Here is a 20,321-nt window from a genome sequence, read left to right as displayed (position 1 = left end):
GAGTAAACCCAGTAATTCCCGTATTCACCTAAGGTTTATAATCCTAGTGGTGAAGCAAGGCTGTGGGTAAGGTAAAGATTATCGCAACGATAGGGCCTGCCTCGGAGAAGCCTGAGGTGTTGAAGGAATTGATTAAGTACGTCGATGGCGTAAGGATAAACTTCTCTCACGGTAGTATTGAGGAGTGGAGATCCAGGGTATTGAATGCCAGAGGCTTTAGGGGCGATATTGCGGTACTTGGTGACTTGAGAGGACCTGGCGTTAGGACAGGGGGTATGAAGCCCATAACACTTAATGTCGGTGATTCCGTTGAGTTTAGACTCGCTGATAAGTCGGATGGTGATTTCGTACCAATACCCAGTCCATCATTCTTCAGGGTTATAACGATCGATGACATTATTGTGATGAATGATGGTAGATTGAGGCTGCGCGTCGATAAGGTTTCGGCCAGTAATGCCGTATTAACGGCGTTAACTGCTGGAACGATTTCCCAGGAAAAGGCCGTGGTCATTAAGGGTAAGGACTACCCACTGCCAATACTTGATGATTATGATAGGGAGGCCCTTAAGTTCGCTGTTGAGGTTGGGATGGATTACGTGGGTATTAGCCATGTTAGGAGCTCCGACGATATTGAGGAGGTTAGGACTGAGTTAAAGAGACTTGGTGGTGATTGGGTTAAGCTGGTGGCTAAGATTGAGGGCCCTGACGCGGTTAGGAACATGAAGGATGTTATTTGCGCCAGCGATTACGTAATGGTTGCCAGGGGCGACCTCGGCATGCACTTTGACCTTGAGGAAATACCTAGGATACAAAGCTCAATAATTAAGGAAGCCCAAAGATGCGGTGTGCCCACCATGGTTGCTACGCAATTACTCGAATCAATGATCGAACAGCCAGTGCCCACTAGGCTGAGGTTGTGGATATAACGAACGCAGTCATGGAGGGGGTCGACTCACTACTCCTGACTGGCGAGACGGCGGTTGGTAGGTACCCTGTGGAGGCCGTGCAGTGGTTGAGGAGGGTTGCCACGGAGTATGAGGATGAAGTACGTATTGATAGGGGTGTGACGGCTAACCTAACCGATAGGCTTGCCCTGGCATCGTGCAGCTTGCCGAGGATATTGGCGCTAAGATCGTTATTTACTCGAGGGGTGGTAGGTTCGTTGAGGCCATATCTAGGTATAGACCTAAGGTGCTACGTACGTGGGCGTTAGTGATGAGAGGGTGCTCAGGAGGCTGAGGCTTCATTGGGGCGTGGAGCCAATACTCATTGGTGATGTTAAGGATTATGATGAGGGTGAGAGGGAGACACTAAATCAATTGATAAGGAGTGGTTTGGTGGCTAAGGGTGACCTGGTCTTACTGACACATGGGGTTATAGACACGTATAATGATTATAGCATAAGGATACTCAGGGTTTAATTAAATGACAGCGCCTCCTTCTAATGATCAGGAAAGACGCGTAGGCAAGTCCTAGAGTAAGGACTAGGAAGAACACCCCCACCGATGCATAGCCCAGGAGGAATGACCTTATTGACAGGTATAGAAGTATTGATGGTATTAATAATGCCAGCGCTAGGCATATGTAATTCACGTAATTAAAATTACTGCGAAAAGCGCTGGTTGAGCCAATAATCCTCAGCGCGTCACCCAGTCTCCTGCCATTGGGCTCCACGTAAAGCCTAACATAACCGAGCCTCACCAACTCATCAATAACCTTCCTCTCATCCTCACTTAGCGAATCATAGGCAACCCTACCCCTACTCAGGATTTTCCTAAGCAATTCCCTACCCCTCTCGCTCAACTCGTCCATCTCAACACCACCTCATTAATCAGCTCAGTCGATGATAATTGCCTAAACAATACATTACGAGACCTAAGCAACTCAACGGCCGTATTAAGCCTAATGGATACTTCATCAGGGCTTTCGCCATAAATAACTAAGTAATTACTATTGCTATCGCTGATGAACGCCCCAAGATTAACCAAATCACGAAGTAATGAGATGTCTAGGGTATTAATTCGTAACGCCGAAACCCACCTATCGCCAATACGCACTATACCATCACCAACACCAATGCTAAGGCATACCCTACTCATCCTCAGATCGTTAACCCCCTGGGAAGACACGCTCCTCAGTAACTTAACCTTAGTAACCATGGATTCCTCCGTACCCCTCCTATCCCTTCTACGCCTTATAAAAATGAGGTAAATAATCAATATGATAATTAATACGGTGATAAATAGTATGGGGCTTATTATGAAGAGCAGGAAAGAGACTAAGATACCCAAAACCCAATACCAATTCCTCCTTAAAAAAATCACTAATCATGATTACCTTAAGTATTTAATGCTCGAAAACCTAATTAATTAATTGGATAAAAAGAGAGAGAAGCATTGAGAGAGAAACATCATTAGATGCGGGTTAATGAACTTAAGTGCATATAAATCTACGTGGCCTTTTACGGAATACGCGAATAAGTGCTTTATTAAGTATGTTATGAAGCAACGTAGCTAAGCACCTTTCATAATCTAACTTTTACATTGTAAATTAAATTACAACCTTTATAAGAAACCGCAATATAAAAGCGAATGTATGCCTAAGAAGTCCAAGAAGACTGAGGAAAAGAAGGAGGAGAAGGCAGAGAAGAAGAAGTAAGTTTGTGATTCATCGTGGATCATTACCTTAAAATTAAAAATAATTATTTTTCTATTTCTCAATTATTCAATATCCTTACCCAACCCTGACAAATATGGCTGGCCGGCTGTGCACCCAGCCACGGCATAACTCCCCTTCTGTATCATTCGTCTAAGGCCCTACCCGGACCTCACCCGTGGAGATCACAGGTCCCTATTTGGGCCATCGTCCCCCTGCGACCTCTCGGTCGGCGGGTTGCCCCGCGGGGACCCACGGCGTTGTGGGGAAGTTTCCTCAGGCGAGCCGTTGCCGGGCTCGCCCGGTTGCCCGCCGTGGCTGGATGCACAGCCGCAGTTTATTGTTTCATTATGCTTGATATAAAGCTTATTCCGTCATTTGCCTTATTCTTCCCATGTGCTGAAATCTTATTAAACCCTTAATGCCAGTTCGGTTTGAATGAGTAATAAATACGTGTATCCAAATGCGATTATTGCGACTGCTGGTCATGTGGATCACGGTAAGACGACGTTAGTACACGCACTTAGCGGTGTTTGGGTTGCTAGGTATAGTGAGGAGATTAAGAGGGCCATGACCGTTAAGCTTGGCTACATAACCATAGGCCTCTATGAATGCCCATCAATGGAGGACGAGTTTAGGATTATAAGCGATGGCTTACTTAAGGATGGTAAGTGCCCAATGGTGATGAACCAGTACTGAAGAGGAAGGTTTCGATACTCGATGTTCCGGGTCATGAGGTCTTAATAAGTACGATGATATCCGGCATATCGTACATCGACGCCGCCTTACTTGTTATTGACGCCTCCATGCCCGTGCCCCAACCACAAACTGAGGAGCACTTCATGGCGTTGACAATAATGGGCCTTAGCAAGTTAATAGTCGTCCAGAATAAGCTTGACCTGGTGAATAAGGAGCAGGCCCTCGAGAATTACAAACAGATTAGACAATTCCTCAGTAATACCTGGGCCAAGAACTCGCCAGTGGTACCCGTATCATCACTGCATAAGGTCAATATTGAGGCTGTATCAACATTAATCGATAGGTTAGTGCCACCTAAGGAGGTAGCGGGTGGTGATTTCAGAATGCTAGTTCTGAGGAGCTTCAATGTTAATAAGCCTGGTACACCACCGGATAAGTTGGTTGGTGGTGTACTGGGCGGCACCGTCATCAGAGGCTCAGCGAAGGTTGGGGATGAGATTGAGATAAGGCCGGGCCTTAAGTTGGGTAATAAGTATGAGCCGATAATTACGAAGATAGTTAGCATAGCCATTGGGAATGAGTACATTGAGGAAGCGAGACCAGGTGGTTTGGTGGGCATTGGCACGGAGCTTGACCCAGCATTAACGAAGGCCGACTCCCTCGTTGGCAGTGTTGTTGGTAAGCCAGGCACATTACCACCCGTATGGAGCGAGTTAACCCTCGAGTTTCATAAGATCGAGAGACCAGGCGATCAATCATTGAGGGAGGTCACGTTTAAGCCTAAGGATGTGGTCATGGTTCACGTGGGTTCGCAGCGGTGATGGGCATTATTAAGGGATTCCATGGCGATAAACTTGACGTAATGCTTAGGAAGGCCGTGTCTGCTGAGGAGAACTCCAAGGCCGTTATTACTAAGCAGGTGAATAATAGGTGGAGGATTGTTGGTTATGGAATTCTGAAGGGTGGTAATGCGGTCCTTGAGTGAGGCAATGAGGAACATAAAGGTAGAGTGCGTGGTATTCGACACGAGCGCATTATTACTCATGTTCACAGAGGGTTTACGCGTGGTTGACCAGGTCATAGAGCTTGTCAGTTCTCCTGTGATACCCGTGGTTCCATACCCAATACTTAATGAATTAATAAAGTTAAGCAGGTTAGGTAGGCCTAGGGTCGCTAGGGCTTCGAGTAACGCCCTTAATTACGTTATTAATAATTTCTCAATAGCTAACGCCACGGACTCGCCAGATGACTCGGTGGTTAAGGTGTCTAGTAGGTACGGCTGTGTTGCCGTAACGTGCGACATGAAATTACTGAGGAGATTAAGGCAGGCGGGTATAAGGCTATATACCTAAGGGCCAGTGCAGGTAAACTTGAGGCTGATTTTGATTCTTAATTTGATTTCTAATTAGAGTTCCTTCATTGCTTAAGTCCGCATTTCCCTATCTTCCTTATTGCTCTTATTTATTGTATTAATTACGGAGACAACAATGCCTGCGGCCATCCTCTCGGCATCGCTGAGTCGCAAAGGCGAATTCGTCGTACGCAACCTCACCGTGCATTTCCCTATCACCAATTCTCAGAGTCTCTAATGGCGCCTTTAACGGCGTTATCTTACTTATTAGTTTTAGGATTAGGTATGTCATTAGGGCGTCGTAGGCTATCACCACCGCAACGCCTAATAACTGAAGAACCACCTGGAATGGATTACCATAAAGCGCACCCCTAAGGCCTGGGTCAATGTACTTCGTTATATTTGGGTCGGCGAATACTCCCGTAAGGATACCACCGACTATACCCGGAACCGCGTGGTCCGAAAACACACCCAATGCATCATCTATATGCCTTGTTAACCTAGACTTAAATTGGAACATATTTAACGAGTACCACGCGGCGGCACTCGATACAGCGCCTATTATTATTGCGCCAACGCCATTTACGTAACCCGCAGCCGGCGTTATACCGACTAAGCCGGCCACCGCGCCGGATGCGGCGCCCGTAAGCGTGGGTTTCTCGAAATAGGTCATGTCAAGTAGCATCCATACCACAACCGCGATCGCCGTGGCCAGGTTAGTGTTTATCACCGCTATTGCGGCGTCTATTGTTGATCCATACGGATCACCGCCGTTAAAGCCATTCCAACCAAGCCAGACGAGACCGAGACCCGCCGCGACCTGGGTTAGGTTATGTGGTTGCAACTTCCTTTCCTCAACCAACCTCTCACCGACCATGGCAGCAGCTATGAAGGCTGCTATACCCGCATCAACATGTATTACGTAACCACCTGAGAAATCCACAACACCAAGTTGACTAAGCCAACCACCGCCCCAAAGCCAAAAGGCCACTGGGCTGTAAACGAGCAGTGACCATAGTGGTACGAAGAGCATCCAAGCCTTAAAGTTCATCCTCTCTATCAAGGCACCAACAATCAGCGCCGGCGTTATTGCGGCGAAGACGAATTGGAAGAATATCAATGTCGACATGGCTATGTTAGGGTACTGCTGCGCGGCGGGTACGCTGGCCTGCGACGCAATGATATTACTTGTTAATGCCGGCATTGGCGTGCCCAGTATGTTAAAGCCGCCTATCTTCACCAACGTAGGTCCAAATGCAAACATATAACCCGCTAGTACCCAAACGACCAGTACTATGGCGAAGGCGTAGAGTACCATCATCATTGTGTTTATTGCGTACTTACGCTTGGTCATGCCACCGTAGAGGAGCATTAGGCCGGGTACGCTTTGAAGACCAACCAGCGTTGCCGCGGTGAGCATCCACGCATTACTGCCGGTGTCTAGCCATGGAGGCACGGAGGCGGGCGGATACCCTGATAGGTTTGGCGGCGTGTCGGCCTTAACAACCATCGCGGTCGCCAGCGCTATGACTAAGAGCGCTGGGGTTATTCTACTCAGTATTACCAACTTATTTATCCTATTTACCGTTTTAATGGGTCACCGGGCACAAGCTATGTAACTAAGTAGTTTTTAAGCTTTTCTCCCTATGCTATTTATATTATCACCGTAAAAATATTGCACCATGAAATGAATATAAATTACTATATATTTTTGATTTAATTTTAAATAAATTATCATTAATTTTTATGCCGTGATTAAGTACTTATTGTACTCCCACTGGGTTATTACATTCCAGGTCTTCTCCCAGGGGCCAACATTTGTTAAGTAGTCCTCCCACTCGTTTTGCTTAATCCTAACGTAGGCATTTACTAACTCACTTGGTAATTCAGCGGCTAGGAAGCTCTTTGATAGTTCCTTTAACGTGTCCTCGAGCGTCGCCGGTGTTTCCTGGGCATTGGCCAACTCATACGCTACCTCCTCAGTTGGTGGTGGCGGTTCCCTCCTTTCCTCAAGGCCCTTAATCATGGTCTTCACGATGGCCGCGAAGGCTAGGTACGGGTTCATGCTTGGGTCTGGGTGTCTATACTCAATCCTGTTAATCCTCATCTTGTACTGTGGTATCCTAATCATGGCGCTCCTATTCGCGTAGCCCCAGACAATCCTCGTGGGGGCCTCATAATGAGGCACTAACCTCTTGTATGAGTTGACTAGTGGTGCTACGAAGCTACTTAATGCCCTTGCGTTGCTTAATATTGCGCTTATTGCGTAGCCGCACTCCTCGGTTATCTTTCCAGTATTGCTCTGGAATAGGTTCTTGCCGTCCTTCCAGACGCTGATGTGCGTATGCGCACCACTACCGTTAACTCCCCAGAAGGGCTTTGGCATGAATGTGGCTATTAAGCCGTACTTCCTCGCTATGTCCTTGGCCATTATCTTAAAGTATATTATCTGGTCAGCAAGCCTGAGCGGGTCCGTGGCGCCTATGTTCACTTCATACTGGCTTGGCGCAACCTCGTGATGAGTCTTCGTATAATTAATGCCCGCGTCGCTATTGCCGTTATTAACTCCTTCATGAACTGCGACTGCACCGTGACGTTCCAACCATCAAAGTAAATACCGGGGTCAGCAAACATAGGCTTACCACCATCTTCCTTAACCACGAAGAACTCGACCTCAACACCCATTAGGAACTCGTAACCTTTTGACCTGGCTTGCTCCAACACGTCATTAAGCACCCTCCTTGGGTCAAGAGGTGATGGCTTATCGGCTATGTCGGAAACCATCGTGAATACATCAGCCACCTTACCATCCTGCCAATACTCAATGTATACGGCCCTCGGGTCGACGTACGCCACGAAGTCGCTCCTATTCACCGTTGAGTATGACGGTATTGATGATGCATCAAAGGGCATTCCATCGATGAAGAGGTCCTTGGCCATGTCTATCGGTACTATTTCAGACCTTGGTGCGCCGTTTATGTCAACTATTATGAACTTAACATACTTTATACCGAGGCCTTTAGGATTCTCCATAGGTCTGCCGGTTCGATTTCCAGGTTCTTTGTAGGCACGAATAATGTGCAAAAGGAGGTTTTTAAGCTTTATCCTTATTATACTTAGTTTTCTCGTAATCATATATAGATTAGGGCCATTAATATATATTAATTCTCTAGTATTAACGCATAAAATATAGAGATTATAGTTAATCAATAATTCTAACCTTAATTTAACGTTCGTATTATAACTGTGCATATTAATGGAGACAAAAGGTTTTATTAATGGGTTCCCTCAGTTGTCGTTGATATGATGCAGATTAAGCTTGGTTTTGAAGAGTGGCGTAAGTTAGGTAAGGAGATTGAGAGGATTGCCCAGGGTGATGTGCTTGAGTTAATCATTAGTATGACGTTTGGATTTACAGGCATTGAGGGTAATGAGGGTGAGGAGGATGAGGAAGAGGAGGTTGAGGAGGAGCATGAGCATCATCACCATCACATAACGGAATTGCCTAAGGAGGTTATCGAGGAATTGAATGATTTCATGGACATGCTAAAGACAAAATATAATGCAAAGATTGACCACCACGTGCATGGGGACCACGCGGGCGTGGTCGTCTCAGTAATGACGAATGGTAAGGATGCAATAAACGTGTTTAGGAACATAATCGATGATGCAAAGAACTGCGAGAATTGCATACTGGCTGGAGTTGATGGGGAGTTTCATCTTGGTAATGACGTCAGTGTGATATTCTTTGGCGATAGCTATAAGTTAACATTCATATTACCTGCCCAGGACGGTAGGCGATTAATAATTAGTGAGGTAAATACCTAGGGCTTAACTCCTAGGTGAATCTCAATATACCTCCTCATCGTGTTATAATCAACGGCACCAATCACTCTGTAAACCTCCTCACCATTCCTAAATAGTATCGTGGTTGGTATTGACATGACACCATACTCGGCGGCCACCTCAGGGTAGGCATCAACATCGATACGTCCAAAGAATACCTTACCCGCAAATACCTGGGCCAGTTTATTAAGTATTGGTTCCATTATCTTACAGGGTATGCACCAATCAGCGTAGAAATCAATCACGGAGGCCGAGCACTCCCTAATCGATGTAGTGAAGCTATTGCCATTAAGCATTACAATGCCGTTGGAGCACATGGACTTACTTACTGATGACTCCCTAAGATGTGTCATTATCATCTTCCTATAAATCTTCTCAATTAACTCCCTCTCCTCACTCATTCCAGGGAGTAAAATGCCAGGCCTTTAAAAGCCATTAGTGCTTGTTCATGCATGGATAAACTAACCCATTACGTCCACACCATATACCTTATAAATATTATCAACGCAAATTGCTTGCAGGAACTCCTCGTTTATGAAACCATTAACTAGGTAATTCCTTAACTTCCTAACTAGGGTCCACGGTGGTATCACGGCACCCGGCCTCTTGGGATCATCTATGAAATCGCTCTCGACAACAAACCTTGGACCATGCTTAACGGCCTCCTCAAACTCACCCTTCCTCCCCATGGTATTGACGGCATTACACCATTACTACTAGTAATGTTGATCGTAATGGGCTCCGCATGATGCATTATAACGCTGTAGGGCCTATTGCCAACCCTCCTGACCATGTCTATTATGGATAGCGCGGTGTTAACTCCATTCCTCTCCAGGTGCAGGTGCACGACAGCATTGACATCCTTAGCAACGCCAAAGGTATACTCCAGCAATTCATTGAATAGGTCAATAACGTCATTAGGCACCTCCCAATGAGGCCTACCAACCTCACCAATACCCACTGCCTTACCCTCCTTAACGTACTCAGCCGCTAGGTCAATACCCTTCTCCATGAACCTACGCACATCCTCCCTGGACCAACCCCTATTGAGTAATTCATAACCCTCGGCTGGGTGCAGGCCGACGATCGCCACGGACTTTACTCCCTCCTCATTAATTATCCTGGCAGACTCCACGGTAATGTCATACATCTTCCTAACGCTATCGAGATCCCCAGGAGTTAAGCCCAGGCTCCAGGTGAGTAGGGCGACTATCACTATGAACCTACCACCCTCCCTCCTAAACCTCCTGGCTAATTCCCTGGCCCTATGCCAATTACTGGGTTTGTATGTGCGTGGTTATCGCATAGTGGTAATTCCTTATCCAGCATTGCCATGTTGGTTCATGTTTTTATTAGGACTTAATTAATAATCCCTTCAGGTGATACTTGGTAATCAACTGCTGAGCATCTTAAGGAGCCTTGGCATTCATAGACTATGCATACCCCGCAGGCTCAGGTGCAATTATTACCTACCGCAGTGCATAGCCGTGAATTTATTACTGGGTAAGTACGTACTGTGCCCAGGCGGTTTTGGCGACCGCGTAATTACGGGAATTAACGAACTTGAGATACTCATGTCATCCTCAACGGGCTCATTACCATGCGATGCATACCTAGCCAAGCCCGGCAATTGCTTGGTATCGCTGGATTTCCTGATTAATGTTCCGGAAAAGCCGCACTTCATAATTGACCTGTCCCTCTGGAGTGATCATACGGATTCTGAGAAGAACGAACTTGTGGAGCAGGTATTAGCTTCAATAAATACTGTGAGGAGGTATCTTTGGGACTCAAACCTGGAGTTAACGAGTGTGAGCGAGGAATTTCTCGAGAGATTTAGTAGATTCGCTAGGGGGTTTAGGCACGGCGTAATTATTAAGCGCGATAAACCGTTGTTCTTGGCAATGCTGTGGTGCTTGATCCGGAGGGTGATTGCGTTCTTAATGAGGAGTTGATTAAGGGGACTCATACGTTCATTATTGGTGGTATTGTTGATAAGGAGAGGAGGGTTAAGGGTGAGACGGCTAGGCTGTACAGGTTGCTGGGACTTAATGTGCCTAGGTGTAGGATTGAGCTTAGGGGCTCGATTATCGGCGTTCCCGATAGGATAAATAAGATCATTGAGATAATATTAATGACACTCTTTGAGGTAGGCAGTATCGAGACGGCAATCATTAGGGCGATGTCCAAGAGGGATAGGGTAAATAGATTATTTTATGAATTTCAGAGGGCGGCGTATAGGTTACGTATGGAGGGTAGCACCGTGCTTGCGATTCCGAAATCAATGATAAGCAGAATCAACTGGGTCAACGCGACTGATAGGGAGTTAGATTTAGTGTTGAGGAAGTCCCGCATCTACGTGATTGATGATGAGGAATTAAATAAGTACCTATCACTTGGTGTTGCCAGGCCTGGCCCCTTAACGTATAGGTACGTAAGTAAAGCATAAAAACTAACAGGTGTTTTGACGGGCGATTATGCCAAGGCCCGCATTAAGGTCTAGGAAATTAAGGAGGACGCAGACCAAGACGCCGGGTGGTAACCACGTTATTCATTATGAGAAGAAATTCGCGTCTAAGCCTAGGTGCGCCATTTGTGGTAGGCCGTTACAGGGTATTGATGAGGCTAGGATTAAGACCAAGCACATTGCCGGCTTAACGGTTTCGAGACCATACGGTGGCTACATTTGCCATAGATGCCTAGCCCTCGCGCTTAGGATGGCCGTACGATTATCAGCAACGTGATTTAAATGGGCGTTATAGCAATTTCAGGACAAGCAGCAAGTGGGAAGACCACGGTAGCTAGGGAGTTAGCAAGTAGGTTGAATTATAGGTTTGTATCAATTGGTGAGTTATTTAGGAGGATTGCAGTTGAGAGAGGCGTGTCGTTGCTTGAGCTTCATAGGATCGCCGAGACGGACTTCAGCATTGATAGGACAGTTGATGAAGAGGCCATTAAGGAGGCTAGGAGAGGCAATGTCGTTATTGAGGGTCACCTAGCTGCCTGGATACTTAAGGATGTGGCTGATGTGCGTATTTACCTTAAGGCCGATATTAGGCTAGGTCCCAGAGGTTATCGGCTAGGGATGGTAAATCAATTGAGGAGGCTCTGAATGAAATTAGGGCGCGTGAGGAGTCGAACAGGAGGAGGTACCTGGCCATTTATGGTATTGACATTAATGACACCTCAATTTTTGACTTGGTCGTTGATACCACGTATATAGATGCTGGGAAGGTTGTTGATATTGTCTATGAATACGTATACAACGTACTACATAACAGGGGGAAATTTTAGGTTAATGCCTTAATCCCTCGGCTTACCCAATGACCTTTCGGTACATCCTGAGCCAGGTGTATATTGACTCACCGCCAGCCACGTACTTATCCTTCATGAGCCTATAGGCCGATACGTAGCCCTTATAGACGAGGTACGCATAGTAACTGTTGAGCTTTGCCTTAATCACATTTGGCTTGTCTGACTTCGCCATGAGGAGGGCCATGTGGTATGCGTAGTACTCCCTGGTCTTGACATCGCCATTCCACCACTTATCATATAGGGTGTCGAGGAAGCCAGGTACTCATCAATCTTATCTTTAAATGGATCCCTCACATACTTGGTCAGTGTATCCTTCAGCTCGTCTTTCCATGTCCTAACCTCCTTAGGCTGTATAACGCTCATCAAAGTAATTTATTGTTTTCTTTCTATTTAAATCTTTCTCTTTTTAATCAAAAGAGAAATTGATCACATACTCCTAAATACTTAGTGATAGGCTTGTTTTAATCCCTGAACTACTTAATAAATATTGAATTGCTTGATAGGAATATTCAGCTATAATCTTTAATAATGTATACGATAAATAGCCCAACTTATAAATAATGTAACCCCCTATATACAGCAACTCACTGACCTGCCTATTACCAATACTGAATATATATGCCTTCAACTCAGCCTTAAAGGGTGCGACTATCGAGTATATTAGGGCAAGGGCAACTATCACGAGTAGTATCTCGAAGAATATCCTAATGGCACTCATACCCACCCAGCATCTAATGCCTAGGGAAATAAATTAATTAAGTATTTTGATTAAACATAGGGACTTCATTATAGGTAAAAGGCTATTGATGCATAACCCACGGTCTCCAGCGTATATCCGCTAGTATCACCGGACGTCGCATGCCTTAGTAGCACTGCGTTCTTAACACCAAGTCTCTTGGCAGCCACTATAGCCGTGGCGATGGCGCCATAACCACAAGCCGACACGTCATAACGCTCGATAACATCGAAGAAGGAGTCCTCATCAAGCCTAAGGACTGGGTCTATGGCCTTCATATCCTTCTCCGTGGTTATTTCATGGGGTTCGTAATGATTCCAATCACTGGAGGCTACATATACTATGGAGCCAGGTTCATGACTCGATATAACCTCCGCTATTGCATTGCCCAGGTCTCTGGCGACCTCCTTAGTCTGCCTCCAAATTATTATTGGTACTATTTTAACGTTATTACCGAATATATACTGTATAAAGGGTAATTGAACCTCAAGTGAATGCTCCTGAGCAAAGGCATAAACGTCAGGCTCCAGGTACTTAACCCTACTCATCAACTCCTTAGCCACTTCAGAATCAATCTCAAGCGTCCCAAGCGGGGTTTCCCAAGCACCCTCAGGGTATATGGCTACCGGCGCGCCAATACCATAGTGATTAGGCCCAACGAGAATGAACGTCTTAGGGTTATGAAACCTATAAATCTCTGCGAAGGACATGGCAGCCACAGGGCCTGAGTATACGTAACCTGCATGTGGAACTATGACTATTGGCACGGCCTTAAACCCCTCACGAGGCTGCCTAATTAATTGGCCAGGACCAGTGGGTGACTTATTGACCACTCGATTTGCTTGATCAATTTATCCCTATCCGCCTCGTAGAAGGCACCTGCAACTGCGGGTTTACGCACTCGAACCATACAGTGATTAATCTAAGTCAGCAAAAATAAACGCTTTACTTTGTGGTTATTATGGTAGTAAACCAGGCCTTATTGAGTAACCCCCTCAAGCGATACCTTAACCTCAAACTCCTCAGGCGGTACAGGTAGGTCCTCATTCTCCTTCAACTCACCCCTAATCCTAAGCACCTGCCTAGCCAGCAACCAATAGACCAGTGCCAGGCTCCTCCTTCCCTTGTTATTACATGGTATTATCAGGTCTACGTAGGATATCGGCGTGTCCGTATCGACGAGCGCGATGACAGGTATGCCCATCGTCGCAGCCTCCTCAATCGCCTGCGCATCAGCCTTTGGGTCTGTGGATATGAGGAGGTCAGCCTCTATGTAGTGGTTAAGGTTTGGGTTGGTGAACGTGCCTGGTATGAACCTACCCGTTATTGCCCTGCACCTAACAAACTTACAGAACATCTCAACGGGCTTAAAGCCATAAGGCTTAGCTGAGTACGCAACTACCCTCTCGGATCATACATAGCAATCATCTTAGCGGCAATCCTAATCCTCTCATCTATCTTCCTAAGGTTGAGAATCCTAAGTCCATCAGGTCTCACGGAAAACACGAAACCCCTCCTCTGTAAGTAGGCATTCGAAACCCTAGTCCCAAGCCTAACACCGGCCGCTAGGTATCGCTCAATGGCTATCAACAACTCCTCCTGCGGTGGAACAGGCGCAAGCCCCTCCTCACGGGTCTCCTTACGTTCCTCACCCATTGAGAACTACGGTGAAGAATCTAATTAATAAGTATTTCACTATGAAGAATTTAATAGTGAGTTATCAACGCCTAAGTCTCTGGAGCAGTGATTGGTTCATCCTGGCAGCCTTGCCCATGTAGTCCTGAATCCTAATCAACTCATTGAGCTTAGCAACCCTCTCACCACCGAGAACCCCACTCTTGATTATTGGTGCTCCGAAGCCAACGGCTATGTGAGCTAAAGTCTCATACTCAGTATCACCTGACCTATGGGACACCACCGGCGTGTAGCCGTTGGACACGGCTAACCTAACGGCCTCCCAGGCCCTTGACAGTGTGCCTATTTGGTCAGGCTTAATTATTATCGCGTTTGCCGCACCCTCCTTAATGCCCCTCGACAACCTAGATGGGTTTGTTGTGAATAGGTCATCACCAACAATTAGGCACTTATCACCAACGGAGTCCGTTAGTTCCGCAAAGGATTGGAAGTCCTCCTCATGGAACGGATCCTCAACGTAAACAAGCCCGTACTTCTCAATCAATCCCTTAACAAACTCAAACTGTTCCTTGGGAGTTCTTGAGACCCCCTCATTAGTGTATACGTACTTCTCGCCATTCCATAATGTTGATGCGGCCATGTCAACGCCAATCCCTATCTCAAAACCCATCTTGGAACTGACCTCCTTAACGGCTCTACTCAGTATGTCCAATGCCGCGTTAGTGGATACCTTGGCCGACCAGGCACCCTCATCATTACGACCGCCGGTAAACGTCGGATCGGCCTTAACCAACTCCTTAAAGACGGCCCTATGAACCTCAATGTTTGCCTTAAGTGCGGAGTAAATGTCCTGTGCGCCATACGGTAAAACCAGGAATTCCTGAATATCAGGGCCAAGTCCTCGGCTGTGCTTACCACCACCAATGACGTTACCGAGTGGGTACGGCAAATCCCTGGTATTAGCACCGCCGAGGTGTTGATATAGCGGTATTTCTAGGGCATTTGCCGCTGCTTGGCACTCGCCATTGACGTGGCTATGGCGACCGCACCGCCTATTCTTGAGAAGTTCTCCGTACCATCGATTTCCTCAAGCCTTGCATCAACCTCGCCCTGTATTGACGCATCTAGACCCATTAGGTCAGGGGCTACGCTCTTCTCGAAGGTACTAATTGCTAAGTCAACGTCATTATTAGGGAAGTAAACGACCTCATGAGAGCCCCTTGACGCGCCTGCTGGTGCTGCCGCCCTCCCATAACCATCCGTCAGGTATACCTCAACTTCAACGGTTTCCTCCCCCCTCGAGTTGAAGATTTTCCTGATGCCCAAATCCTCTATCGTGGTGTCTGGCATAGATCTCAATAAAGTGAAGAGGCTGGTATTAAATGCATTATTAGTGGCAAGTATACGTTTACTTTACGTATACGTATTACTTAATTAGAATGGCTCTCACAATATCAATGATTGGGTATAGCGTATCAGAGTTGACAATGATCCTCGCGGTGTTGGCCACCTCCTCGTTAACAGGGTTATACGCTATGGAGTACCTGGCCCTCCTGAGCATTGGTAGGTCCATGTCGCTATCGCCAATGGCCATTACATAATCCCAATCCAGCCCCAACTCATTAACTAATTCATCGACTATATCCTTATTCTCAACATTAACCCTAACTGAGATTAATGAGCCGTCCTCATTAAATACTAATTCATTACTTATGAAGTAATTCACGTAACCCCTAATGGGAATGCCCGTGTAGTTCAGGCCACCACTAACAGCAATTACCAGCACATCACTGTCCCTAAGAAGCTTTAGTAATTCCAGAGCACCTCTCCTCAGGGTTATGGGGACCTCAATCCAGGTCCTGGGCACGCCCATCCAGAGAAGGGCATCAACAAGCGCCCAATCTCTATAATTAATGAGCCCTGCCTTATATGCCTCCCTATTTACCGAAGCCCAGTCATCAGTGCCAAGAACCCTATGCAAGTGCTGCCATGCTGACCTGAAGTACGTGAGGACTCCATCAACGTCTAGGATGGCTGCCCTAATCATCACTCAACACCGATGCTCACGCCCTTGATTGGCAATCTAATTATTAATAGTCCATTCCTATACTCGGCATGCGAGCCCTCCACCGTGACCGGCGCAGGTAATTCCTTAATGAGCAGATACCTCCTATTATTACCCTCAGCCTTAATGAAGAGTTTATTATCATTAAGGAGCTTCACGGTTATGCCTCCTTACCAACGCCAGGGACCTCAACCTCAGCAATCACGTGGTCGCCCTCAACCCTTATTACATGCCTAGGCTCGCTGTATCCATCGTGTTTGGGCGTCTCCCAATTACCTAGGTCAACCCTAATCACTATATCCATGCTGCTCATTAAATCTTGCATAAAAGTATTTTTAAAGGCATAATACGTTATTCCTGGGTATGCCCATTGACTTCAGGGATTGGTCTTCAGGCGCTATAACGACACTTGAAATGCGCGTCATAGATAGGAATGCCGCCTACATGGGCATTGATAGGCACATACTCATGGAGAATGCCGGTAGGTCCGTGGCAACTACCGTCATTGAGAGGTACCCAAAGGCCAGGAGGATACTCGTTGTTGCTGGGCTTGGCGATAATGGCGGTGATGGTATTGTGGCTGCTAGGTACCTACACTCGTGGGTAGGGAGGTCAGGGTTGTTCTGCTGGGACGCATTAGCGATGCCAGGGAGGAGTTGGTCGTGGATAACCTGGGCATTCTTAGGGGGTTGAATGTTGAGATAATAGAGGCTCCAACACCCTACGACCTACTTGCGCATCAGGAGGTTTTTCACCCGTGGGCTGAGGTTATAATCGACGCAATCATAGGCACTGGATTAGGGGTATTCTCAGGGAGCCGCAGGCAACGGCCATTGAGTTGATAAATAAGTCATCGGCTTATAAAGTCGCTGTTGACGTACCCAGTGGGTTGGATCCAGATACTGGCGAGGTTAGGGACATAGCAGTTAAGGCGCACGTTACCGTAACAATGCACAGGCCCAAGGTTGGCCTGGTTAAGGAGGGTGTTTCTCAATATGTCGGTGATTTAGTCATTGCGGACATCGGTATTCCCGAGGAGGTTGAACACGTTGTCGGCCCTGGCGACATGTACTACATGAGCTATGCCAGGAGAACCGACTCTAAGAAGGGTGATAATGGGCGTGTATTATTCATTGGCGGTTCTAGGGAGTTCACAGGCGCCATTTACCTAGCCGCCAAGGCTGCGCTTAGGACTGGGGTTGACTTATCCGTGGTCATGGCCCCTAGGGATGTAGCTAGGGACATAAGGCTCACGACCCAAGCATAATAGCGATCCCCCTCGACGGTGACTACCTAATGCTTAATCACGTGGACCAAATAATGGAACAGGTCGGTAAGTCTCACGTGATAGCCATCGGCAGGGCTTGGGCTTAGGGAGGAGACCATGAAGGCCGTTGTTGAGTTAGTTTCCAGGGCTATTGATGTTGGTAAGAGGGTGGTGATTGATGCCGACGCCATTAAGGCGATTGGCGAGTTAAAGAGGCAGGACTTAATAACGAAGAATGTAATAGTGACACCGCATGCCGGTGAATTTAAGTGGCTGATCGGCATCGACGTTACTAAGGAGGTTAATATCTGGTCGAGGGCTTTGGTAGTGCGTGACGTGGTTAAGTCATCGCTGAGGGGCGGTGTTGTGCTACTTAAGGGTAATGTCGACATAATAACTGATGGCCAGAGGTACAAGCTAAACTTCACGGGCAATCCTGGCATGACCGTTGGTGGTACGGGGGATGTACTCACCGGCGTCGTCTCGGCGTTAATGGTCAAGGTCCAGGACCCATTAGAGGCGGCCGCAATTGGTGCCTTTGTGACGGGTCTCGCGGGCGATTTAGCGGCTAGGGAGCTTGGCTATCACATAACGCCTATTGACGTGATAGAGAATATACCTAAGGTATTCAGGAAGTTGGTGAATGTTGATGAGATTGTTAACTCATCAATTCACCCGCAGGCCTTAAAGCTCATTAGCTAGGTTCATTATGGCTATTAATGAGGAGATTATTATCAGTAGCCTGGAAGTTCATCAATTTGCTGGTCAGAGTCCACCATTGTCATCACGTATACCTACTACCGTTACCATCGGAATTATTAAACCTATGCTAATGGCACATTCATAACCTTTCTACTCCGTAATGAACGTTCACGCCTACCCCTCTCATGGGTCTTCTTAATGTCTAGGGCTATGTCCAGTGGGTTGTAGGTCATTGTCACGTTGACTACATCACCATCGGCACAAGCAACGATGTGTATTTTGGGGTCATTAAGCAGTAGGACCTCGCATTCGAAGTCTAGGTTTCCATACTCACCAGTTAATTGTTTCCTTAGGGCTAGCCACAGCGTTTTCCTTATTACTATTGTTTCTCTAATCATTCTATTTCAATAATTCAACTCCAGATAAATAAAGGTTTCCCCATAATTATTCAAAAACATTCCATGCAAGGATTAACATTAATTCTTGATACAGGCCAGGGCAGACACTTCGGGTCTTGTAACGAATGGAATGCTTATACCCTGACCACCTTATTTAGGCTGTGATGAGTAGTAGGTTGGTTAGTAGGAGGGTTCATACAGACACTGGCGCACTGTCACTGTTAATGACTAATTACGCATTCTCCTTAATCACCCTGCTAATGATTAACGGGCATAGCATTAGCATTACCAGGTTGATGCTAACCACAGCTCTTGCAGTGCTTAACATCGTGAGTCTCGCTAAGGCACGCCTGGGCTTAGTGATGAGGAGGGGCTGAATTCTTTTTCATGTTGATAGAAATCTTTTTATATTCTTTTATTGTCAGCTAGTTTTGTGGAGAGGTTGCTGAGGCCTAGGGAGGTTTGCCAGGTCTTGGGAATTTCGTATTCAACACTGCTGAGGTGGATTAGGGAGGGGAAATTAGGGCAGTGACGACTGAGGGTGGGAAGTTAGGATTCCCTATAGCGAGGTTAAGAAGTACTTAGAGAGGAGGGAGGAAACTAGGGCTGTAATTTACGCAAGGGTATCCTCGGCTGACCAGAAGGAGGACTTGGAGAGGCAAATAAATTACTTAACGAATTATGCAACGGCAAAGGGTTATAAAGTAGTTGAAGTGTTAAAAGACGTTGCAAGTGGGTTGAATACGCAAAGGAAAGGGTTACTCAAACTCTTCAAACTGGTTGAGGGAAGGAGTGTTGATGTCGTTCTCGTAACGTATAAGGACAGACTTACACGATTTGGGTTTGAATACCTTGAGGAGTTCTTTTCAGCAATGGGAGTTAGGATTGAGGTAGTTTTCGGAGAAGAACCTAAGGAGGCTACACAAGAACTCGTGGAAGACTTAATCTCTATTATACCTCATTTGCTGGGAAAATTTACGGTATGAGGAGCCGCAGAAAAACCTTGCTAGTGCAGGGTGTAAAAAAAGTTGATGGGTGAGTTGGGTGCTGGTTAGGACTGTTAGGGTTTGGGCTGTGGTGGATCACGGCACGTATTCCAAGCTTAAGGAGGTTGAGGAGGAGTATAGGGAGGTTCTGGAGGATGCAATAAATTACGGACTATCAAACAAAACCACCTCCTTCACTAGGATTAAGGCTGGGATTTATGGGGCTGAGAGGGAGAGGCATAGGACCTGCCGTCACATTACATCTACACGGCATGTGAGGATGCATCAATAAGGTTGAAGAGCTTCTTTAGGCTGAGGAGACTTAGGAAGGCCTACACTGACAGACCTGAGCTGAGGAATGTGACGGTACACCTTGATGACCACCTGTGGAGGTTTGGGCTTGACGCTATACGCGTAGCCACTAAACGCGGTTGGGTGGAGCTTGATCCTCAGTACCATAGGCTCTTCTGGAGGTACTTCAACGGTGGCTGGAGGATGGCGAGCGAGGCCAGGTTCAAACTACTGAAGGGTAACGTTGTGGAGCTCTACATCATCTTTAGGAAGGATGAGCCTAAACCCTATGAACCCAATGGCTTCCTACCAGTGGACTTGAATGAAAACTCGGTTTCAATTCTAATCGAGAATTAACCAATCCTACTGGAGACTAAT

23 protein-coding genes and 9 pseudogenes are annotated in these 20,321 nt (G+C 46.6%); 16 read left to right on the top strand and 16 right to left on the bottom strand.

All coding sequences use genetic code 11. The features are described from left to right. Positions 1-116 precede the first annotated feature (116 nt). Together pyk and JCM16161_RS15230 are read left to right on the top strand one after the other, a co-directional pair. Positions 117-1,213, top strand: a pseudogene (gene pyk, locus JCM16161_RS04355) (pyruvate kinase). Beyond that, a complete protein-coding gene (locus JCM16161_RS15230) occupies positions 1,203-1,421 on the top strand; it encodes a hypothetical protein (protein WP_243669268.1) in 219 nt (72 codons plus the stop codon). The pseudogene pyk and the gene JCM16161_RS15230 overlap by 11 nt, the downstream one beginning before the upstream one ends. Here JCM16161_RS15230 and JCM16161_RS04350 read toward each other — a convergent pair. Together JCM16161_RS04350 and JCM16161_RS04345 are read right to left on the bottom strand one after the other, a co-directional pair. Continuing rightward, positions 1,411-1,812: a hypothetical protein gene (locus JCM16161_RS04350; RefSeq protein WP_054855109.1), complete on the bottom strand. Its 402-nt coding sequence runs from the start codon at positions 1,810-1,812 to the stop codon at positions 1,411-1,413. The two genes, JCM16161_RS15230 and JCM16161_RS04350, sit on opposite strands and share 11 nt — an antisense overlap. Next, entirely contained in the window at positions 1,800-2,291 is a 492-nt protein-coding gene (locus tag JCM16161_RS04345) for a hypothetical protein (protein WP_243669266.1), read from the bottom strand. The genes JCM16161_RS04350 and JCM16161_RS04345 overlap by 13 nt, the downstream gene beginning before the upstream one ends. A gap of 802 nt (positions 2,292-3,093) precedes the next feature. Between JCM16161_RS04345 and JCM16161_RS04340 the strand changes: the two are divergent. Beyond that, a pseudogene (locus JCM16161_RS04340) lies at positions 3,094-4,339 on the top strand (translation initiation factor IF-2 subunit gamma). 4 nt (positions 4,340-4,343) lie between these two features. Further along, a complete protein-coding gene (locus tag JCM16161_RS04335; protein ID WP_243669265.1) occupies positions 4,344-4,706 on the top strand; it encodes a nucleotide-binding protein in 363 nt (120 codons plus the stop codon). Positions 4,707-4,823: 117 nt separating this feature from the next. Here JCM16161_RS04335 and JCM16161_RS04330 read toward each other — a convergent pair whose 3' ends face one another. Both JCM16161_RS04330 and JCM16161_RS04325 read right to left on the bottom strand, forming a co-directional pair. After that, positions 4,824-6,272, bottom strand: a complete 1,449-nt coding sequence (locus JCM16161_RS04330; RefSeq protein WP_243669263.1) for an ammonium transporter — start codon at positions 6,270-6,272, stop codon at positions 4,824-4,826. A gap of 177 nt (positions 6,273-6,449) precedes the next feature. Then, positions 6,450-7,738, bottom strand: a pseudogene (locus JCM16161_RS04325) (glutamine synthetase family protein). Between the two features lie 270 nt (positions 7,739-8,008). Here JCM16161_RS04325 and JCM16161_RS04320 point away from each other — a divergent pair. Then, entirely contained in the window at positions 8,009-8,533 is a 525-nt protein-coding gene (locus JCM16161_RS04320; protein ID WP_054855106.1) for a hypothetical protein, read from the top strand. Here JCM16161_RS04320 and trxA read toward each other — a convergent pair. Beyond that, complete coding sequence (trxA, locus tag JCM16161_RS04315; RefSeq protein ID WP_054855105.1) at positions 8,530-8,952, bottom strand: thioredoxin; 423 nt, start codon at positions 8,950-8,952, stop codon at positions 8,530-8,532. The genes JCM16161_RS04320 and trxA overlap by 4 nt on opposite strands. A 60-nt stretch (positions 8,953-9,012) precedes the next feature. After that, a pseudogene (locus JCM16161_RS04310) lies at positions 9,013-9,886 on the bottom strand (TatD family hydrolase). Positions 9,887-9,930: 44 nt separating this feature from the next. Between JCM16161_RS04310 and JCM16161_RS15225 the strand changes: the two are divergent. From JCM16161_RS15225 to JCM16161_RS04295, 4 genes are read left to right on the top strand one after another with little or no spacing between them, the layout of a single operon-like run. Next, the gene (locus JCM16161_RS15225; protein WP_243669261.1) at positions 9,931-10,503 is read left to right on the top strand and encodes a hypothetical protein; all 573 of its coding nucleotides are present in this window, start codon (positions 9,931-9,933) and stop codon (positions 10,501-10,503) included. Then, positions 10,461-10,997 (top strand): hypothetical protein, encoded by a 537-nt coding sequence (locus tag JCM16161_RS15220; protein ID WP_243669259.1) that lies wholly within the window; start codon positions 10,461-10,463, stop codon positions 10,995-10,997. Before JCM16161_RS15225 ends, JCM16161_RS15220 begins: the two co-directional genes overlap by 43 nt. Before the next feature lie 28 nt (positions 10,998-11,025). After that, positions 11,026-11,292, top strand: a complete 267-nt coding sequence (locus JCM16161_RS04300; RefSeq protein WP_054855104.1) for a 50S ribosomal protein L34 — start codon at positions 11,026-11,028, stop codon at positions 11,290-11,292. 5 nt (positions 11,293-11,297) lie between these two features. Next, positions 11,298-11,660, top strand: a complete 363-nt coding sequence (locus JCM16161_RS04295; RefSeq protein WP_243669257.1) for a cytidylate kinase family protein — start codon at positions 11,298-11,300, stop codon at positions 11,658-11,660. 204 nt (positions 11,661-11,864) lie between these two features. On the opposite strand, the gene JCM16161_RS15215 is transcribed toward JCM16161_RS04295, so the two are convergent. The 9 genes and pseudogenes from JCM16161_RS15215 to JCM16161_RS15200 all read right to left on the bottom strand — a co-directional run bounded on the left by JCM16161_RS15215 (position 11,865) and on the right by JCM16161_RS15200 (position 16,612). Next, positions 11,865-12,011: a hypothetical protein gene (locus JCM16161_RS15215; protein ID WP_243669255.1), complete on the bottom strand. Its 147-nt coding sequence runs from the start codon at positions 12,009-12,011 to the stop codon at positions 11,865-11,867. Continuing rightward, positions 12,008-12,226 (bottom strand): hypothetical protein, encoded by a 219-nt coding sequence (locus JCM16161_RS15210; protein WP_243669253.1) that lies wholly within the window; start codon positions 12,224-12,226, stop codon positions 12,008-12,010. The genes JCM16161_RS15215 and JCM16161_RS15210 overlap by 4 nt, the downstream gene beginning before the upstream one ends. Positions 12,227-12,299: 73 nt before the next feature. Continuing rightward, positions 12,300-12,581 carry a hypothetical protein gene (locus JCM16161_RS04285; protein ID WP_054855224.1) on the bottom strand — a complete coding sequence of 94 codons (282 nt, stop codon included), beginning with the start codon at positions 12,579-12,581 and terminating at the stop codon, positions 12,300-12,302. A 68-nt stretch (positions 12,582-12,649) separates the two neighbouring features. Next, positions 12,650-13,509: pseudogene (gene amrB / locus JCM16161_RS04280) on the bottom strand (AmmeMemoRadiSam system protein B). Positions 13,510-13,578: 69 nt separating this feature from the next. Then, positions 13,579-14,255 (bottom strand): annotated as a pseudogene (gene rpsB / locus JCM16161_RS04275) (30S ribosomal protein S2). 64 nt (positions 14,256-14,319) lie between these two features. Next, positions 14,320-15,584 (bottom strand): annotated as a pseudogene (locus JCM16161_RS04270) (enolase). 76 nt (positions 15,585-15,660) lie between these two features. After that, positions 15,661-16,281: an HAD-IB family phosphatase gene (locus tag JCM16161_RS04265; RefSeq protein ID WP_054855223.1), complete on the bottom strand. Its 621-nt coding sequence runs from the start codon at positions 16,279-16,281 to the stop codon at positions 15,661-15,663. Further along, positions 16,281-16,457 (bottom strand): Hsp20/alpha crystallin family protein, encoded by a 177-nt coding sequence (locus tag JCM16161_RS15205; RefSeq protein ID WP_243669251.1) that lies wholly within the window; start codon positions 16,455-16,457, stop codon positions 16,281-16,283. The genes JCM16161_RS04265 and JCM16161_RS15205 overlap by 1 nt, the downstream gene beginning before the upstream one ends. 2 nt (positions 16,458-16,459) lie before the next feature. Then, the gene (locus JCM16161_RS15200) at positions 16,460-16,612 is read right to left on the bottom strand and encodes a hypothetical protein (RefSeq protein WP_243669249.1); all 153 of its coding nucleotides are present in this window, start codon (positions 16,610-16,612) and stop codon (positions 16,460-16,462) included. A 50-nt stretch (positions 16,613-16,662) separates the two neighbouring features. Here JCM16161_RS15200 and JCM16161_RS15195 point away from each other — a divergent pair, with 50 nt between their 5' ends. The 3 genes and pseudogenes from JCM16161_RS15195 (at position 16,663) to JCM16161_RS04260 (ending at position 18,268) form a co-directional block, all read left to right on the top strand. Then, positions 16,663-16,992, top strand: coding sequence for a hypothetical protein (locus JCM16161_RS15195; protein WP_243669247.1), 330 nt, complete (start codon positions 16,663-16,665; stop codon positions 16,990-16,992). Next, complete coding sequence (locus JCM16161_RS15190) at positions 16,956-17,141, top strand: hypothetical protein (RefSeq protein ID WP_243669245.1); 186 nt, start codon at positions 16,956-16,958, stop codon at positions 17,139-17,141. The genes JCM16161_RS15195 and JCM16161_RS15190 overlap by 37 nt, the downstream gene beginning before the upstream one ends. Then, positions 17,138-18,268: pseudogene (locus tag JCM16161_RS04260) on the top strand (NAD(P)H-hydrate dehydratase). The gene JCM16161_RS15190 and the pseudogene JCM16161_RS04260 overlap by 4 nt, the downstream one beginning before the upstream one ends. A 122-nt stretch (positions 18,269-18,390) precedes the next feature. Here JCM16161_RS04260 and JCM16161_RS04255 read toward each other — a convergent pair. After that, positions 18,391-18,666 carry a hypothetical protein gene (locus JCM16161_RS04255; protein ID WP_054855102.1) on the bottom strand — a complete coding sequence of 92 codons (276 nt, stop codon included), beginning with the start codon at positions 18,664-18,666 and terminating at the stop codon, positions 18,391-18,393. Positions 18,667-18,830: 164 nt separating this feature from the next. Between JCM16161_RS04255 and JCM16161_RS04250 the strand changes: the two genes are divergently transcribed. From JCM16161_RS04250 to JCM16161_RS15180, 4 genes and pseudogenes are all read left to right on the top strand, one after another. Continuing rightward, entirely contained in the window at positions 18,831-19,043 is a 213-nt protein-coding gene (locus JCM16161_RS04250; protein WP_054855101.1) for a hypothetical protein, read from the top strand. A 56-nt stretch (positions 19,044-19,099) separates the two neighbouring features. Next, a pseudogene (locus JCM16161_RS04245) lies at positions 19,100-19,705 on the top strand (IS607 family transposase). Beyond that, entirely contained in the window at positions 19,702-19,944 is a 243-nt protein-coding gene (locus tag JCM16161_RS15185; RefSeq protein ID WP_243669243.1) for a hypothetical protein, read from the top strand. The pseudogene JCM16161_RS04245 and the gene JCM16161_RS15185 overlap by 4 nt, the downstream one beginning before the upstream one ends. A 2-nt stretch (positions 19,945-19,946) precedes the next feature. Further along, positions 19,947-20,300 (top strand): hypothetical protein, encoded by a 354-nt coding sequence (locus JCM16161_RS15180; RefSeq protein ID WP_243669241.1) that lies wholly within the window; start codon positions 19,947-19,949, stop codon positions 20,298-20,300. Positions 20,301-20,321 lie beyond the last annotated feature (21 nt).

The organism is Vulcanisaeta sp. JCM 16161 (assembly GCF_001316285.1).
The sequence above is the reverse complement of the archived record's forward strand: the minus strand, read 5'-3'. Positions and strand labels throughout refer to the sequence as shown.

Bases quoted from the DNA above. Each gene is read 5' to 3' on its own strand.
- JCM16161_RS04300 (WP_054855104.1), top strand. From the start codon at position 11,026: ATGCCAAGGCCCGCATTAAGGTCTAGGAAATTAAGGAGGACGCAGACC.
- JCM16161_RS15210 (WP_243669253.1), bottom strand. From the start codon at position 12,226: ATGAGCGTTATACAGCCTAAGGAGGTTAGGACATGGAAAGACGAGCTG.
- JCM16161_RS15195 (WP_243669247.1), top strand. From the start codon at position 16,663: ATGCCCATTGACTTCAGGGATTGGTCTTCAGGCGCTATAACGACACTT.
- JCM16161_RS04350 (WP_054855109.1), bottom strand. From the start codon at position 1,812: ATGGACGAGTTGAGCGAGAGGGGTAGGGAATTGCTTAGGAAAATCCTG.
- JCM16161_RS04250 (WP_054855101.1), top strand. From the start codon at position 18,831: ATGAGTAGTAGGTTGGTTAGTAGGAGGGTTCATACAGACACTGGCGCA.
- JCM16161_RS04320 (WP_054855106.1), top strand. From the start codon at position 8,009: ATGATGCAGATTAAGCTTGGTTTTGAAGAGTGGCGTAAGTTAGGTAAG.
- JCM16161_RS04335 (WP_243669265.1), top strand. From the start codon at position 4,344: ATGAGGAACATAAAGGTAGAGTGCGTGGTATTCGACACGAGCGCATTA.
- JCM16161_RS04265 (WP_054855223.1), bottom strand. From the start codon at position 16,281: ATGATTAGGGCAGCCATCCTAGACGTTGATGGAGTCCTCACGTACTTC.
- JCM16161_RS15200 (WP_243669249.1), bottom strand. From the start codon at position 16,612: ATGAGCAGCATGGATATAGTGATTAGGGTTGACCTAGGTAATTGGGAG.
- JCM16161_RS04285 (WP_054855224.1), bottom strand. From the start codon at position 12,581: ATGAGTGCCATTAGGATATTCTTCGAGATACTACTCGTGATAGTTGCC.
- trxA (WP_054855105.1), bottom strand. From the start codon at position 8,952: ATGAGTGAGGAGAGGGAGTTAATTGAGAAGATTTATAGGAAGATGATA.
- JCM16161_RS04255 (WP_054855102.1), bottom strand. From the start codon at position 18,666: ATGATTAGAGAAACAATAGTAATAAGGAAAACGCTGTGGCTAGCCCTA.
- JCM16161_RS04295 (WP_243669257.1), top strand. From the start codon at position 11,298: ATGGGCGTTATAGCAATTTCAGGACAAGCAGCAAGTGGGAAGACCACG.